The following is a 12027-nucleotide window of genomic DNA, read 5'->3' as shown; positions in this document are numbered from 1 at the left end:
GTCACCCCAGCGGGGTGCTCGATCAGAGGTCGCAGAGCAGGCTGATGCCGCTGTGGCCGTTGCAGCCGGTCAGGCTCAGCTCCGACTCGCCGCCGCCGCCGTGGCCGCTGGCGCCCCAGCTGTCGGTCTCGGCCTGCTCCATGCCCTGCAGGTCCATGAGGGTCATCTCTTCGGTCATGTCCGTCACCTTTCAGTTTCGGCTTCCCCGCGCCGGTCGGCACGGGAGATTCGGGGGGCGAGCAGCGGTGCGTGAACCGGCTCGTCGTGCAGCACCGCGCCCAGCGCCAGCAGCACGCCGGCGGTCCCGGTGGCCAGGTCCATCGACAGCCGCATCAGCATGCCGCCGGGGAACGCGGTGCCGCCGCCGTACGGCAGCGTGTGCCAGGTCAGGCTCCGCACCTGCGCGGCGAGCACCGGGTCGCGGTGCCGCTCGGGGGTACGGCCGGCCAGGTAGAGGATGGTTCCGGCACGTCCGGAGAACAGGCCCGGCAGCGCGTAGAGCGGAGAACGCGCGGCCATGGGAATGGTCTCGACGGCCTCGCGGAATTGCGGGTCAGCGTCGGCCTCGTCGGGCCGCACCGCCAGGTACGCGTCCAGCGCCAGACCGATCCCGACACTGCCCACGTCCAGATACGGCAGCGTCCGCCAGCCCTCGTCGACGTGCATGGCGCCCTTGTCGCGCACCACGCAGCGCCGCAGGTCCCGATGCAGCGCCTCGGCCGCGGAGTCCAGAAAACGTGTGTCGCCGACGGTGTCGAAGGCCCGCAGCAGCAGCATCGCCTGCCCGGAGTACCCACGGGTGAGGCCGGCGTGGAAGCCCTCGCGACCGGAGACAGCAGGCGCGGTGTCCGGGGCGGCGAGCCGCTCGGCGACGATCTCCGCCGCCCGCAGGCCGGCCGCGGAAAGCGAGGCATCGCCGGTGCGTTCGGCAAGATGCAGCAGGTTGAGCCCGATCCCCGACAAACCACCGGCGAGATCGGAGGGATAGGCCTCCCACTTGTCGCGAAGACAGGACTCGACGATGTCCAACGCCTCGCTGCGATAGCCGAGGTGGTCCAGCGCGAAGGCGGCGCCGTGCAGGCCCTCCCACAGCCCGGGCCGCGCACCGCTGCCCGGATCCTTGGCGTGCCGCACAAGCCAGTCCTCGTACTGCGGGAACCGCCCGGCGCCAGTCACGTCCAGCGCATACAACACGCCGGCCGCGCCATAAGCCAGCCCGAGCCCGCCGACAGAGAACTGCCTGATGTCGCCGGGGAACAAGCGGTCGTCACGCTCCGGCGTAGCGCTGGCCTCGATGGCCCGCACCAGCTCGTCGCGCATCGCAGGCCACTGCGAAGGCCCCGCCTCGATCCGCACCGGCACGTTCGGCGCGAGCGGCCGGGCCCGGTCCTCGACGCCGGTGATCACCGCCACCGCCTCAGCGAGGTCGTCAGCCGACACCGGGAAGTTCTCTGCGATGACTTCAGCGAACTCCCGGGCCTTGGGACGATGCAGCCACACCATGTTCGCCAGCGGCAGGAACAGCGCCAGCCGCAGGCACGCCAGCGCGTACCGGTCCCGGTCGACACCGGTGACCGTCGCCGGCGCGCTGAACCCGGGGTTGCCCAGCCCCGGCCGCGCCGTCGCGTCGGCTTCGCAGGACACTTCGAAGTCGAGCAGCGCGATGGTGTCGTCGTCGCGGACCAGGATGTTGAACATGTGCAGGTCGCCGTAGACGACGCCGCGCTCGTGGATGGCGTCCAGGGCCTCGCTGACCTGGCGGTGAATGTCCAGGGCCCAGTCGGCGTACCGCTGACGGTCCTCGTCCGTGGCGCCGGGGTCGGTCAGCGGATAGCGGACCCCCATCACCCGGCTGAGCGGAACGCCGTCCTTGACGTAGTCCATGACCAGGAACCGATGCTCGCCGACCCACAGCAGGTCACGCGCACGCGGCAAGCCCGGTATGCCCTCCAGCCGCCGCAGCATCGCGTACTCGTGCTCGACCCGCTGCACGGCGTCGGCCCCGCGAGCGTCCAGCCCGGAGTGCGGCCGTCCCTCCTTCAGCACGACCTCGTCGCCGGTCCGCGAATCACGGCCCACGTAGATCCCGCCGCCGTTGGAGAAATGCAGAACCTTCTCCACGGTGTACGGCATATCCGTGAGCTTCACGGCATTGCGCGCGGCCAGGTGCGGCGCCAGGAACTCCGGCAGTTCCACCCACGGCGGCGTCCGGAACACCGGCGTGCGCCGGTCCGGGACCAGGGTCCCGTCGGGAGCGGCCATCGCCGGCACCACCGACCCGTTCTCCGAGACGGTGTACCGGTTCGCGAAGGCGCCGTAGCGGACGTGCAGGGGGCCGGCGCCGCATCGCAGATCGCTGAGAATGTACGGGTTCGGCAGCCCGTCGAGGAGCTCGCCGAGCTCGGTGAGGATCCGCTCGCAGGCCGTGTCGTCCGCCGGGTAGATCGTGACGAACTTGCCCGAGTAGCCGCGCGGGGCGTACTTCGACACCCGCGCCAGCAGCGCCGCCGGCGAACGCAGGAACTTGAACGGTATGCCGCGGGGAACGCAGTACTCGAAGACTCTGTCGAGCACTTCCTCGGCACCGGTGACCGTGGCCGAGGCGTGGATCTTCCACCCCTGCCCCGGCAGCTCCAGCGGCACCGGCTCGACGACCGTCCAGTCGTCCTGCCCGCGCCGCCGCCAGCCCGCCGGCAGTTCCCGTTCCGCCGCGGCGAAGCCGTGCGCGGCAGGCACGACGGCCCGAGCGGCATCGAAAAAATGCCGGTCGAGCATCGTGTACGCCTCGTAACGGTCATCCATGCGGCGGCCTCGTCTTCGAGTTCTGCGAACGTCTCGGTCGAAGACCACTTTGGTCACAGGGCAGCTGGCGTGAAAGTGCGTGGCGTCATGATTAGCCCATGCGAAGCGCATCGCCACGATATGACTTAGTAGTGACTTGTGCCCTGTTTTCATTCCGGAAACGCGGGGTATCCAGGCGGCCGCGCGGTGTAACCGGTGTCAGCACTCTCATTCGGCCTGCTCAACGCCGCGTCGGCCGGATACCGCCGGCCCAAGATCATTCGTAGGATGGTGCCGGCTGCGCGAAGTGCGCGACGGACAGAGCCGGGTCCTGGTGCTGCGCGGCGAGGCCGGCATCGGCAAGTCCGCGCTGCTGGACCACGTGGCGACGCAGGCCGCGCAGGACAGCCGGCTGCAGGTCGCGCGCGCCGCCGGGGCCGAGGCCGAGTCCGACTTCGCTTACTCCGGCCGGGTCCCGGAGATGATGCTGGTCGGGATGGCAGCTTGCTGAACGCCTTCCGAAGGTGTCACTCGACGGTCCTGGCACTGAGGAACAGCTCCGCGCGAATCTCAGCCGTTCCTGCTCCGTCAGCGCGACCGGCGTGCTACTGCCTGAAACCATCACGCCTGAGCGTCCTGAGATTCCTGAGCCTTCGGCCCGAGCAGCGACGCAGCAGCCTGCTCCGCCAGCCACGCGGCGCTGTCGGCCCAACTCCAGCCGAAGCCGCGCACGGTCTTCCACGCCGACTGTCCGAAGTAGAACCAGAGGACTTGTTCGGTGCGGGCCACGTCGGTCTCGACAGCTCCCAGTGAGACCAGGTGCTCGGCGATGACCCTCAGGCGCTCGCGGTAGCGCCTGACCGCCTGGTCGGCTGCCGCCGCCACGGCCGGGTCGGCGGTCGCGTTGTCGAGCAGGACCGTCATGATCGCGTCGTGGCGGCGGGTGATGGCGGCGGTGCTCTCGGCCGTGCGGCGCAGCACCTCCGCCGGGTCGGTCGTGTCGTGGACGGCGGCGAGCGCGGCCTGGACCTCTTCGTCCTCGGTGCCCTCGACGGCCAGCGCCTCCACGATCGCCGGCTTGCCGCCGACGCTGGTGTAGACGGTGTTCAGCGCGACTCCGGCGCGCTCGGCGATGCCGGCGACGGTGGTGCGCACGTAACCCCGCTCCACGAACAGGCTCTCCGCGGCTTTCAGGATCGCGGCGTGGGTCTCCCGTGCCGCCGCGGCCCGGACGGTCGAGGTGTAGGTGCGCTTGGCCATGTCCCCACTATGGCAGGCATCGGCTTTGGCCGCTTGTTACACATATTGAAAGTAGGGATATTACTGTCGAATGGGGAAGGCGGCGGGTGCCGCGACACCCGCCGCCATGGTCACAGCGTCGTCGTCAGAGCCCCAGATCAGCGGCCAGACAGGAGAACCGGACTCCAACGCCGTCGGGATCGTACGAATCCACCGCCTGGTTCGCCGGCAACGCGGGCGTCTCCTGGACCATGTCCTCAAAGGCGACGCGGTCGGGCAGCGCGCCGAAGCGGGCCTGCCGGACGTCCTGCGCGGCCTGGTGCTCAGGCTCATGCACGTCGCTCACAGGTGATCCGCATCGACAACAGCCTGCGCGAACGCAGTCGGCGCCTCCTGCGGAGCGTCGTGCCCGACGGCGCTGAACACGCGGTGGTCGTACTTACCGGTGAAGAACGCGCGGTAGGCGCTGCCGTCGGTCGAGGCCAGGAACGGGTCCAGCGCGGGGTCGACGGTGATCGTCGGCACGGCGATCTTCGGCTTGGCGGCCAGCAGCTGCTCGTACCGGTCGTAGCGGCGCTCGCCGTCCGCCAGCCCCAGGCGCCAGCGGTAGTTGTGGATCACGATCGCCGCGTAGTCCGGGTTGGTGAACGCCGCAGCGGTGCGCGCGAAGGTCGCGTCGTCGAAGTGCCACGTCGGCGACACGTCGTCCCACACCAGCCGGCACAGCGCGTCGCGGTCGGCCGGGGTCCGCATCGCGGTCTGCCCGCGGTCGGTGGCGAAGTAGTACTGGTACCACCAGACCTGCTCGGCCTTCGGCGGCAGCGGGTTCTTCTGCGCCGCCACGTTGGTGATCAGGTAGCCGCTGGTCGAGACCAGGGCCTTGACCCGCTCGGGCCACAGCGCCGCGAGGATGTCGGCGGTCCGCGAACCCCAGTCGAAGCCGGCCAGCACCGCCTTGTGGATGTGCAGCGCGTCCATCAGGGCGATGATGTCCAGCGCGATCGCCGACTGCTGCGCGTTGCGCATGGTGGACGGCGAGACGAACGTCGTCGAGCCGTGTCCGCGCAGGTAGGGCACGATCACCCGGTAGCCGGCGTCGGCCAGCAGCGGGGCCACGTCGACGAAGCTGTGGATGTCGTAGGGCCAGCCGTGCAGCAGGATCGCCACCGGCCCGTGCCTCGGGCCGAGTTCGGCGTAGCCGATGTCCAGCACCCCGGCCCGCACCTGCTTCAGGTCCGAGAACGTGGTGTGCGTACCCGGGGCGATCGTCGGGATCACCGGGACCTTGCGGCCGGCCGAGGCCGAGGCGCCGACACCGGAGCCGGAGCCGCTCGCGAAGGCGGCGGAGGCGCCACCGGCGGACACCGCCGTGGCCCCCACGCCGAGCCCGACCGCCTTGGTGAACGTTCTCCTGTTGATCATGTCTGGTCCTTCCTGGATGTCTTCTGGCATCTCCACTCTCTTCGGCACCACCGGCCCCGCACATCAGTCACATGACGCCGGCCGTCGCATTCAGTCATCCGACTGTTTCCCGCCGAGCCCCCCATGACGGACGCTGGAGGAGCCGCCGCGACACCAGCCGACGGCCGAACGTCGTGCGCAACCGGAAGGCCTGGCCGTGAATCGAATCCCCGTAGTCCTCATCCACGGTGTGTGGCTTCACATGTCGTCCTGGGAGGGCTGGACGAAACGGTTCGCCGCGCACGGCTACGACGTCCACGTGCCGAACCGGCCCGGCGAGGCCGACGCCGTGGCGCAGGCCCGCAGCCGCCCCGGACCGCTCGGCGGCTTCGGAATCGACGAACTCACCGCGCACTACGAGAAGGCGGTCCGCGCCCTGGACAGCCGACCGGTGGTGATCGGGCACTCGGTCGGCGGCCTCATCGCCCAGCAACTCCTCGACGCCGGCCTGGCCCGGGCCGCAGTGGCGATCGCGCCGCTGCCCGCGGCAGCCGGAGTCTCGGTATCGACCGACAGCAGCGGCGACCAGCGCCACGCACGCAGATGCGGACGGAACTGGCTCAGGATGTCCAGGTGATACGCGGCCACAGCCAGCCGCGAGACCTCCCACGGCTCCTGCCCCACGAGCTTCGCAGCAGCCTGTTCCACCACCTCCGCGCTCCCGGCGCCGTGCCGGACCACGTCACTCCAGGCGTCGCTGAACAGGCGCGAGTGCTCGCTCACCTGGCTGCCCAGATCGTCCAGCAGCGCATGCGTCCGTTCCCAGGCCGCGCGGTCACCGGCGTACTGGCTGATCGCCAGCAACAGGTTCACCAGCCGGGTCAAGACCTCGTCGTTCTCGCGCGACCCCGCATCACGCTGCCGCTCGATCGCCGACGCCACCTGCCGGTGCGTGGAAAGAACGTCGCCATCCTGATACAGCGCCTGATACGCCGAGGCCAGCACCGAGGCCGGGGAGTCGGTCGAACCCGGCGCCAGGCCGGACTGAACGAGCCCGTGCGCCTGTCCGAGGCGCGCGGCGTGCCCGGCGACGAACGCCGCGTCGGCCAGCCGCCGGGAACGGCCGGTGTGTTCCACGCTGAGCTCGGCGGCGCGGGTCAGCCAGGCCACGGCGGCCAAAGCGCCGCCGCGCCGGGTCGCCGACTCCGCGGCCGCCTCCAGGATGTCGGCGACCTCCTCGTCCGGGTCGACGGTCGCCGCCGCCAGGTGCGTCGCGCGGCGCTCCAACTGCTCGCGGTGGACGTGCGCTAGGGCTTTGTGCGCTGCGCGACGCTGGTTCGGAGTCGCCATCTGCACGACCGCCGAGCGCACCAGCGGATGACGGAACGCGTACTCACCGCCGACCAGGTCGATCTCCAGAAGCCCGGCGGCTACGGCCTCCTCGGCATCGCGCATGCGGTAGCGCGCGCCCGGCGCCGCACCGAGCCCGCCGATGCCACCCGCCGCGCCGGCCGCGCGGCCGAGCCGCGTCCCGGCGCCGTCCAGGGCTCCCATCAGCAGCTCCGCGCGCACAGCGTCGCTGAGCCCTGCGATGCGCGCGCCGTACAGCCGTTGCAGCCGTCGGGGCAGCGGCATGCCGTGCTCACCGATGAGGACGTCCAGCGCCGGATCGCCGGGCCGCCCGCCGAGGTGCGCGGGCAGCTCCAGCAGCGCCAGGGGGTTGCCGCGGGCCTGCTCCAGCACCATGAGCCGGACCCGCTTGCCCAGCACCGGGAACCGCTGGGTCAGCAGGTGCTCGGCGTCCTGGTCGCTCAACGCGGTGATCGGCAGCTCGGGCAACGCCGCGGTGTCGAAGCGCGAGGCGACGTCGGTCCGCACGCCGACCAGCAGCTTCACCGGGCTGCCGGCCAGGCGCCGGCCGACGAAGCCGCAGATGTCGGCGCTGGAGTCGTCGAGCCACTGGCCGTCGTCCAGGACCAGCAGCAGCGGCTGGCGCGCGGCGGCCAGGGACAGGAGGCTGAGAACGGCGATGCCGAGGGTCATGACCGACGGCGGCTCGCCCTCGGTGCGGCCGAAGACGGCGTCGAACACCGCCTGGTTGCCGTCGTCGAGCCCGGCCACGTCGGTGAGCAGCGGATGCAGGAACTGGTGCAGCCCGGCGTAGGGCAGCTCGGACTCCGCCTCGACGCCGGCCGCCCGGACGACCAGGTGCCCCTCCTGCTCGGCCAGGTCGGCGGCCAGGCCCAGCAGCGCGCTCTTGCCGACGCCGGTCTCGCCGCGAAGCACCAGCGCCTGGCCCGCGGTGGCCTTGACGAACGCCGCGAGCTCGGCCTGCTCGGCCTGCCGACCCACCATCGCCATGCCGATGGAATCCACTGGCCTCAGGCCTCGCGGTCGGCGGGCGAGCTGTAAACGACGTAGTCGCCCCGGCCGGGGCGGCGCGTGGTGACCTCCTGCAGGACGAAGACGTTGCCGTCCGGGTCCGTGAAGGAGGCGAAGGACCCGTACGACTGCCGCTCCGGGTGCGGGCCCGCGACCCGGTCGACGGTGCCGGCGTGGTGGAAGACGCCGCCGGCGTCGTGGAACACCTCGCTGACCTCGACGCCGTGCGCGACCAGCTCGGCGCGCGCCGCGACCACGTCGGCCACGACCAGGTGCACCCCGCGCTCGGACCCCGGCGCCGCCTCGGTGACCCCGCTGCCGATGATGAACGAGGCCGCCGACCCGGGCGGCGTCAGGTGCACGACCCGGAAGCCGCCGGGCCCGGAGTAGTCGACGTCCTCACGGAAGCCGATCTTGGTGTAGAAATCCTTGGCCCGGTCCACGTCGGAAACCGGGAGTACCACGACCTCCAGCTTGAAATCCACCATCGTCTTGTCCGCTCCCTCGCCCCAGCGGCATGCCGGTCGGCATCCGCCGACAACCATTCCGGGAGTACGGGCCGATCACCCCAGGGGTGAACCCTGGTGGGTACCCGGGCCAGGGGGTCCAGGGGGCCGGGGGCCAGGGTCGAGGGGTCCAGGAGGTCCAGGAGGTCCAGGGGGTCCAGGGGTGTCGGAGGTGGAGGACACCATGGTGCGGGATGCCGCGTGGCGCAGGGAAGCCCCGTGGCCGAGGAAAGGACTTGCGATGGCTGTCCGATACCAGCTGGTGATCGACTGTACCGACACCGACCGCCTGGCCCGCTTCTGGGCCGCGGCGCTCGGCTACGAACTCGCCCCGCCGCCGGCCGGGTTCGCTACCTGGAACGACTTCTACCGCGAACTCGGGGTGCCGGAGGAGGAACTGGTCGGCGGCGCGAACCGGATCAGCGATCCGCAGGGCGGCGGGCCCGCGATCTGGTTCCAGGTGGTCACCGAGCCGAAGACGGTGAAGAACCGGCTGCACCTCGACATCCATGCCAGCGGCGGGCGGTCGAACCCGATCGAGAAGCGGAAGCAGCTGGTCGACGCCGAGGCCGAGCGCCTGGTGGCTTTGGGCGCCAGGATCACCGTCGTCATGCAGCAGGACGGCCTGGACCACTACGCGGTCGGGATGAAGGACCCCGAGGGGAACGAGTTCGACATCAACTGATCGACCGGCGCTTCGTGTTCTGACGCTTCGCTGTCGAGGCGTCAGAACATCATCCGGCCCCACTACTTGACTATGCCTAGTAGTTGGCGCAGTCTAGTAGCTGTGACCACCAGCCATGACCCTCAGCTCCTCAAGGGCGTGCTGTCGATGGTGCTGCTCCACCTGCTGGCCGAGAAGGAGTCCTACGGCTACGAGGTGGCGCAGCGCCTGCAGGCGGCGGGCTTCGCCGACGTGCTCGAAGGCACGGTTTACCCGGCGCTCACGCGCCTGGAGCGGGAAGGACGCCTGGCCACCCGGCTGGTGCCCTCCCCCAGCGGCCCGGCCCGCAAGTACTACCGGCTCACTCCGGCCGGCCTCGACTCCCTGCACGCCGCGAGCGCCGCCTGGGCGCGGCACGTGGCCGGGGTCGAGGCCGTCCTGGCTCGTCCGCTTCCCGACTCGCCCGAGAAAGGCACCTGAGATGCCGCACAAGCTGACGCCGCTCGACCGGATCCGCATCGAACGCCTGGTCTGGACCCTCGACCAGCGCCTCTACGACCTCCCGCGCGCTTCGCGCATAGCCAAGCGCCGCGAAGTCCGCGCCAATCTCCTGGAAGCCGCGGCCGACCAGGGCACCGGCGAAGCCCTACGCCGCATCGGCAGCAGCGGCGCCCTGGCCCGCGAGTACCTCGGCGCCGAGTACGGCGACCGACCGCACCACTCCTGGGTAGCCGCCGCGTACTTCGTCGCCCTGGTGCCGCTGCTACTGAACTACGTCCTCAGCGAAGCCGCCAACGCCTACGGCAACGGCCTCGCCGCGGCGCACGGGACGGGCATCTTCACGTGGAGCGGCGTCAGCTACTTGCAAAGCCCGCTGACGTTCACCGTCGATCAGAGTGGCGTCTCGCACTCCGGCGGCGCGTGGACGCCGGCGGTGTACGTGGTCTGGCTGGCCGGGACCATCGCGTGCGGGCGCCTGTGGCGGCTGCTGCCCCGGCCGACGCGGGGACGGCAGACTGCGGCAGTCTGACGCGCCGTCTCAACCGTCTCTAGCGCTGCCTCCATCTAGGAACCCGAGCTCAGCGCCTTCACAGCGGCGGCAAGCGGCTCCCGGAAGTCCATCGAATACGACCGCCGCGTCCACTGCGCCATCCGCGTCCGCCGCGGCAGGACCGCGTGCATATCCTTCAGCATCAGGTCGATGTTGCCGATGGAGTGCGGGAGGATCACCGTGCCGCTCGCGTGCTTGCCACGGGTGCGCGCGGCACGTTCGGCCAGGTCGGCGCGTGCCTGGGCCTCGCGGACGGCCGGGGTCGGAAGGGTCAGGGCGCCGGCCAGGTGAGCGGCGGTCCAGATTGCGCCGACTTCCGCGCTCAGGGAGCTGACCAGCGAGGTGTTGTAGCCGACGAAGGTCAGATGCGGGACGCGGTGCGGCAGGACGTTGCGGAACAGTTCGAAGTCGCCGGCCTCGTTCCGCACGCTGAGCGACGGATCGAGGAACGGCACGCTCTGCTCGAAGCCGGTGGCGGCGACGATCAGGTCGGCGGGGAGCACGGTCCCGTCGTCCAGGACCGCCTGCGGGCCGTCGCCGCCGCGCAGCTCGGCGACGGAGCGGTCGCGGCGAACGGCGATCTTGCCGGCGCGCACCGCGTCGAAGAACCCTTCGGTGGCCAGGCTGGCGCTGCTGGACGCGATGTCGTCGAAGCGGCCGGGCGGGATCAGGCCGAGTGCGGCCAGACCCTGTTGCTTGACGGTCGCGCGGCTCAGGACCCGGAACAGCGGTGCGAAGCGCTGCGGTTTGGCGAACAGCACCTCGCCGAGGCGGGTGATCGCCACGTCCTCGAAGTGTTTGCCGAGCAGGACTTTCGGGCCCTTCCAGAGCAGCCGGCGCGGCACCACGGTGACCGACGCCGCGACCGTCGACAGCGCCGTCGCCGTGTCGCACGCCGACTTGCCGTAGCCGATCACCACCACGTGCCCGCCCCGGCCGTCGTCGAGCGTGAGCCGCTGGGACGGGGCCTTGACCACGCCGCCGGCCTCGGCGTGCGCCTCCCGCCCCGGCCAGTCGGGGATCGCCGGACGGGAGAACACGCCGTTGGCGACGACCAGGTGCGCGGCCTCGACGTGCTCCCCGGAGTCCAGGCTCAGGTCCCAGCCGTCGGCGGTGGGCTTGGCCAGAGCGACACCGGTGCCCAGGCGCAGCTTCGCGCCCAAGTCGAAGCGGTCCACGTAGCTGCGCAGATAGGAGTGCCACTGCTCGGCGCTGGGATAGTCCGGCCACGAGTCCGGCGCTGGATGGTCGGAGAACTCGTAGGTCATTCGCGTGTTCTGCGTGGTCAGGCCCGGATAGTGACGCGTGGGACTCCAGACGCCGCCGAACTCCGGCTCGGTGTCGAAGGTCGTGACGTCGTGCCCCACAGCCGTGAGCACCTTGGTGGCGGCCAGGCCGGCGATCCCGGCTCCGATGACGGCGATCTGCATGCGCCAGAGTGTCACAGAAGCCTGATCGTCTGACCAGACTGCGTGCGACCGTGCCGACCGTGCGCCCGAAGATTTTTTGCGCGAGCCTGTAGTAATACCGCGAACCCGTTCGTCATTCCCATGAGACGGGGCGAGAGCCGCCCGAACAGCTGTGAACGGAGCAGTCACATGAGGTACTTGATGCTGGTGTGCGTGGACCCCGGCATGCCGGACGAGGACATTCCCGGAACGCCCGACATCGAGGGCTGGGTGAAGGACAACGACAGCAACGGGACCCGCCTGATCGGCGAGCGGATCCGCCCCGACAGCGACAGCACGACCGTGCGGGTCCGCAACGGCGAGGTGCTGCTCACCGACGGCCCGTACGTCGAGACCAAGGACCTGATCGCCGGCTTCGACGTGCTGGAGTGCGCCGACCTGGACGAGGCCGTCGAGGTCGCCTCCCGGCACCCGATGGCCTGGCACGGCGTGATCGAGCTGCGCCCGTTCTGGTCGGACGGCGAATGATCATGGTGGCTACGGACTGACAAAGGAACGGATACCGACACCGACACCGACACCGACCACGAGGGA

13 protein-coding genes and 1 pseudogene are annotated in these 12027 nt (G+C 70.6%); 6 read left to right on the top strand and 8 right to left on the bottom strand.

Features of this window, described 5'->3' with window-relative positions:
• Positions 1 to 22 precede the first annotated feature (22 nt).
• A complete protein-coding gene (locus tag ABH935_RS06125) occupies positions 23 to 178 on the bottom strand; it encodes a SapB/AmfS family lanthipeptide (RefSeq protein WP_370376771.1) in 156 nt (51 codons plus the stop codon).
• 5 nt (positions 179 to 183) lie between these two features.
• On the bottom strand, positions 184 to 2802 hold the full coding sequence (lanKC, locus tag ABH935_RS06120) for a class III lanthionine synthetase LanKC (RefSeq protein WP_370376770.1): 2619 nt from the start codon (positions 2800 to 2802) through the stop codon (positions 184 to 186).
• 286 nt (positions 2803 to 3088) lie between these two features.
• On the opposite strand from lanKC, the gene ABH935_RS06115 reads away from it, so the two are divergent.
• The gene (locus tag ABH935_RS06115) at positions 3089 to 3292 is read left to right on the top strand and encodes a hypothetical protein (RefSeq protein ID WP_370376769.1); all 204 of its coding nucleotides are present in this window, start codon (positions 3089 to 3091) and stop codon (positions 3290 to 3292) included.
• Positions 3293 to 3402: 110 nt separating this feature from the next.
• Here ABH935_RS06115 and ABH935_RS06110 read toward each other — a convergent pair whose 3' ends face one another.
• From ABH935_RS06110 to ABH935_RS06100, 3 genes are all read right to left on the bottom strand, one after another.
• On the bottom strand, positions 3403 to 4041 hold the full coding sequence (locus ABH935_RS06110) for a TetR/AcrR family transcriptional regulator (protein ID WP_370376768.1): 639 nt from the start codon (positions 4039 to 4041) through the stop codon (positions 3403 to 3405).
• 124 nt (positions 4042 to 4165) lie between these two features.
• The gene (locus ABH935_RS06105; RefSeq protein ID WP_370376767.1) at positions 4166 to 4366 is read right to left on the bottom strand and encodes a hypothetical protein; all 201 of its coding nucleotides are present in this window, start codon (positions 4364 to 4366) and stop codon (positions 4166 to 4168) included.
• Positions 4363 to 5442, bottom strand: coding sequence for an alpha/beta fold hydrolase (locus ABH935_RS06100; protein ID WP_370376766.1), 1080 nt, complete (start codon positions 5440 to 5442; stop codon positions 4363 to 4365). The genes ABH935_RS06105 and ABH935_RS06100 overlap by 4 nt, the downstream gene beginning before the upstream one ends.
• A 241-nt stretch (positions 5443 to 5683) precedes the next feature.
• Between ABH935_RS06100 and ABH935_RS06095 the strand changes: the two genes are divergently transcribed.
• Positions 5684 to 6058: an alpha/beta hydrolase gene (locus tag ABH935_RS06095; protein ID WP_370376943.1), complete on the top strand. Its 375-nt coding sequence runs from the start codon at positions 5684 to 5686 to the stop codon at positions 6056 to 6058.
• Here the strand turns inward: ABH935_RS06095 and ABH935_RS06090 are convergent.
• Both ABH935_RS06090 and ABH935_RS06085 read right to left on the bottom strand, forming a co-directional pair.
• Positions 6019 to 7776 (bottom strand): annotated as a pseudogene (locus tag ABH935_RS06090) (AAA family ATPase); the annotation flags it as partial. The gene ABH935_RS06095 and the pseudogene ABH935_RS06090 sit on opposite strands and share 40 nt — an antisense overlap.
• Positions 7777 to 7802: 26 nt before the next feature.
• Positions 7803 to 8291 carry a VOC family protein gene (locus ABH935_RS06085; protein WP_370376765.1) on the bottom strand — a complete coding sequence of 163 codons (489 nt, stop codon included), beginning with the start codon at positions 8289 to 8291 and terminating at the stop codon, positions 7803 to 7805.
• Between the two features lie 259 nt (positions 8292 to 8550).
• Between ABH935_RS06085 and ABH935_RS06080 the strand changes: the two genes are divergently transcribed.
• The 3 genes from ABH935_RS06080 to ABH935_RS06070 all read left to right on the top strand — a co-directional run bounded on the left by ABH935_RS06080 (position 8551) and on the right by ABH935_RS06070 (position 10003).
• Complete coding sequence (locus tag ABH935_RS06080; RefSeq protein ID WP_370376764.1) at positions 8551 to 8994, top strand: VOC family protein; 444 nt, start codon at positions 8551 to 8553, stop codon at positions 8992 to 8994.
• Between the two features lie 102 nt (positions 8995 to 9096).
• A complete protein-coding gene (locus ABH935_RS06075) occupies positions 9097 to 9453 on the top strand; it encodes a PadR family transcriptional regulator (protein WP_370376763.1) in 357 nt (118 codons plus the stop codon).
• 1 nt (position 9454) lies between these two features.
• Positions 9455 to 10003 (top strand): hypothetical protein, encoded by a 549-nt coding sequence (locus ABH935_RS06070; protein ID WP_370376762.1) that lies wholly within the window; start codon positions 9455 to 9457, stop codon positions 10001 to 10003.
• Between the two features lie 35 nt (positions 10004 to 10038).
• On the opposite strand, the gene ABH935_RS06065 is transcribed toward ABH935_RS06070, so the two are convergent.
• Complete coding sequence (locus ABH935_RS06065) at positions 10039 to 11454, bottom strand: flavin-containing monooxygenase (RefSeq protein ID WP_370376761.1); 1416 nt, start codon at positions 11452 to 11454, stop codon at positions 10039 to 10041.
• 168 nt (positions 11455 to 11622) lie between these two features.
• Here ABH935_RS06065 and ABH935_RS06060 point away from each other — a divergent pair, with 168 nt between their 5' ends.
• On the top strand, positions 11623 to 11961 hold the full coding sequence (locus ABH935_RS06060) for a YciI family protein (protein WP_370376760.1): 339 nt from the start codon (positions 11623 to 11625) through the stop codon (positions 11959 to 11961).
• Positions 11962 to 12027 lie beyond the last annotated feature (66 nt).

It is taken from the genome of Catenulispora sp. GAS73 (assembly GCF_041262085.1).
In the GTDB taxonomy this organism is placed as follows: domain Bacteria; phylum Actinomycetota; class Actinomycetes; order Streptomycetales; family Catenulisporaceae; genus Catenulispora.
This window is presented reverse-complemented; position numbering and strand designations above follow the sequence as displayed.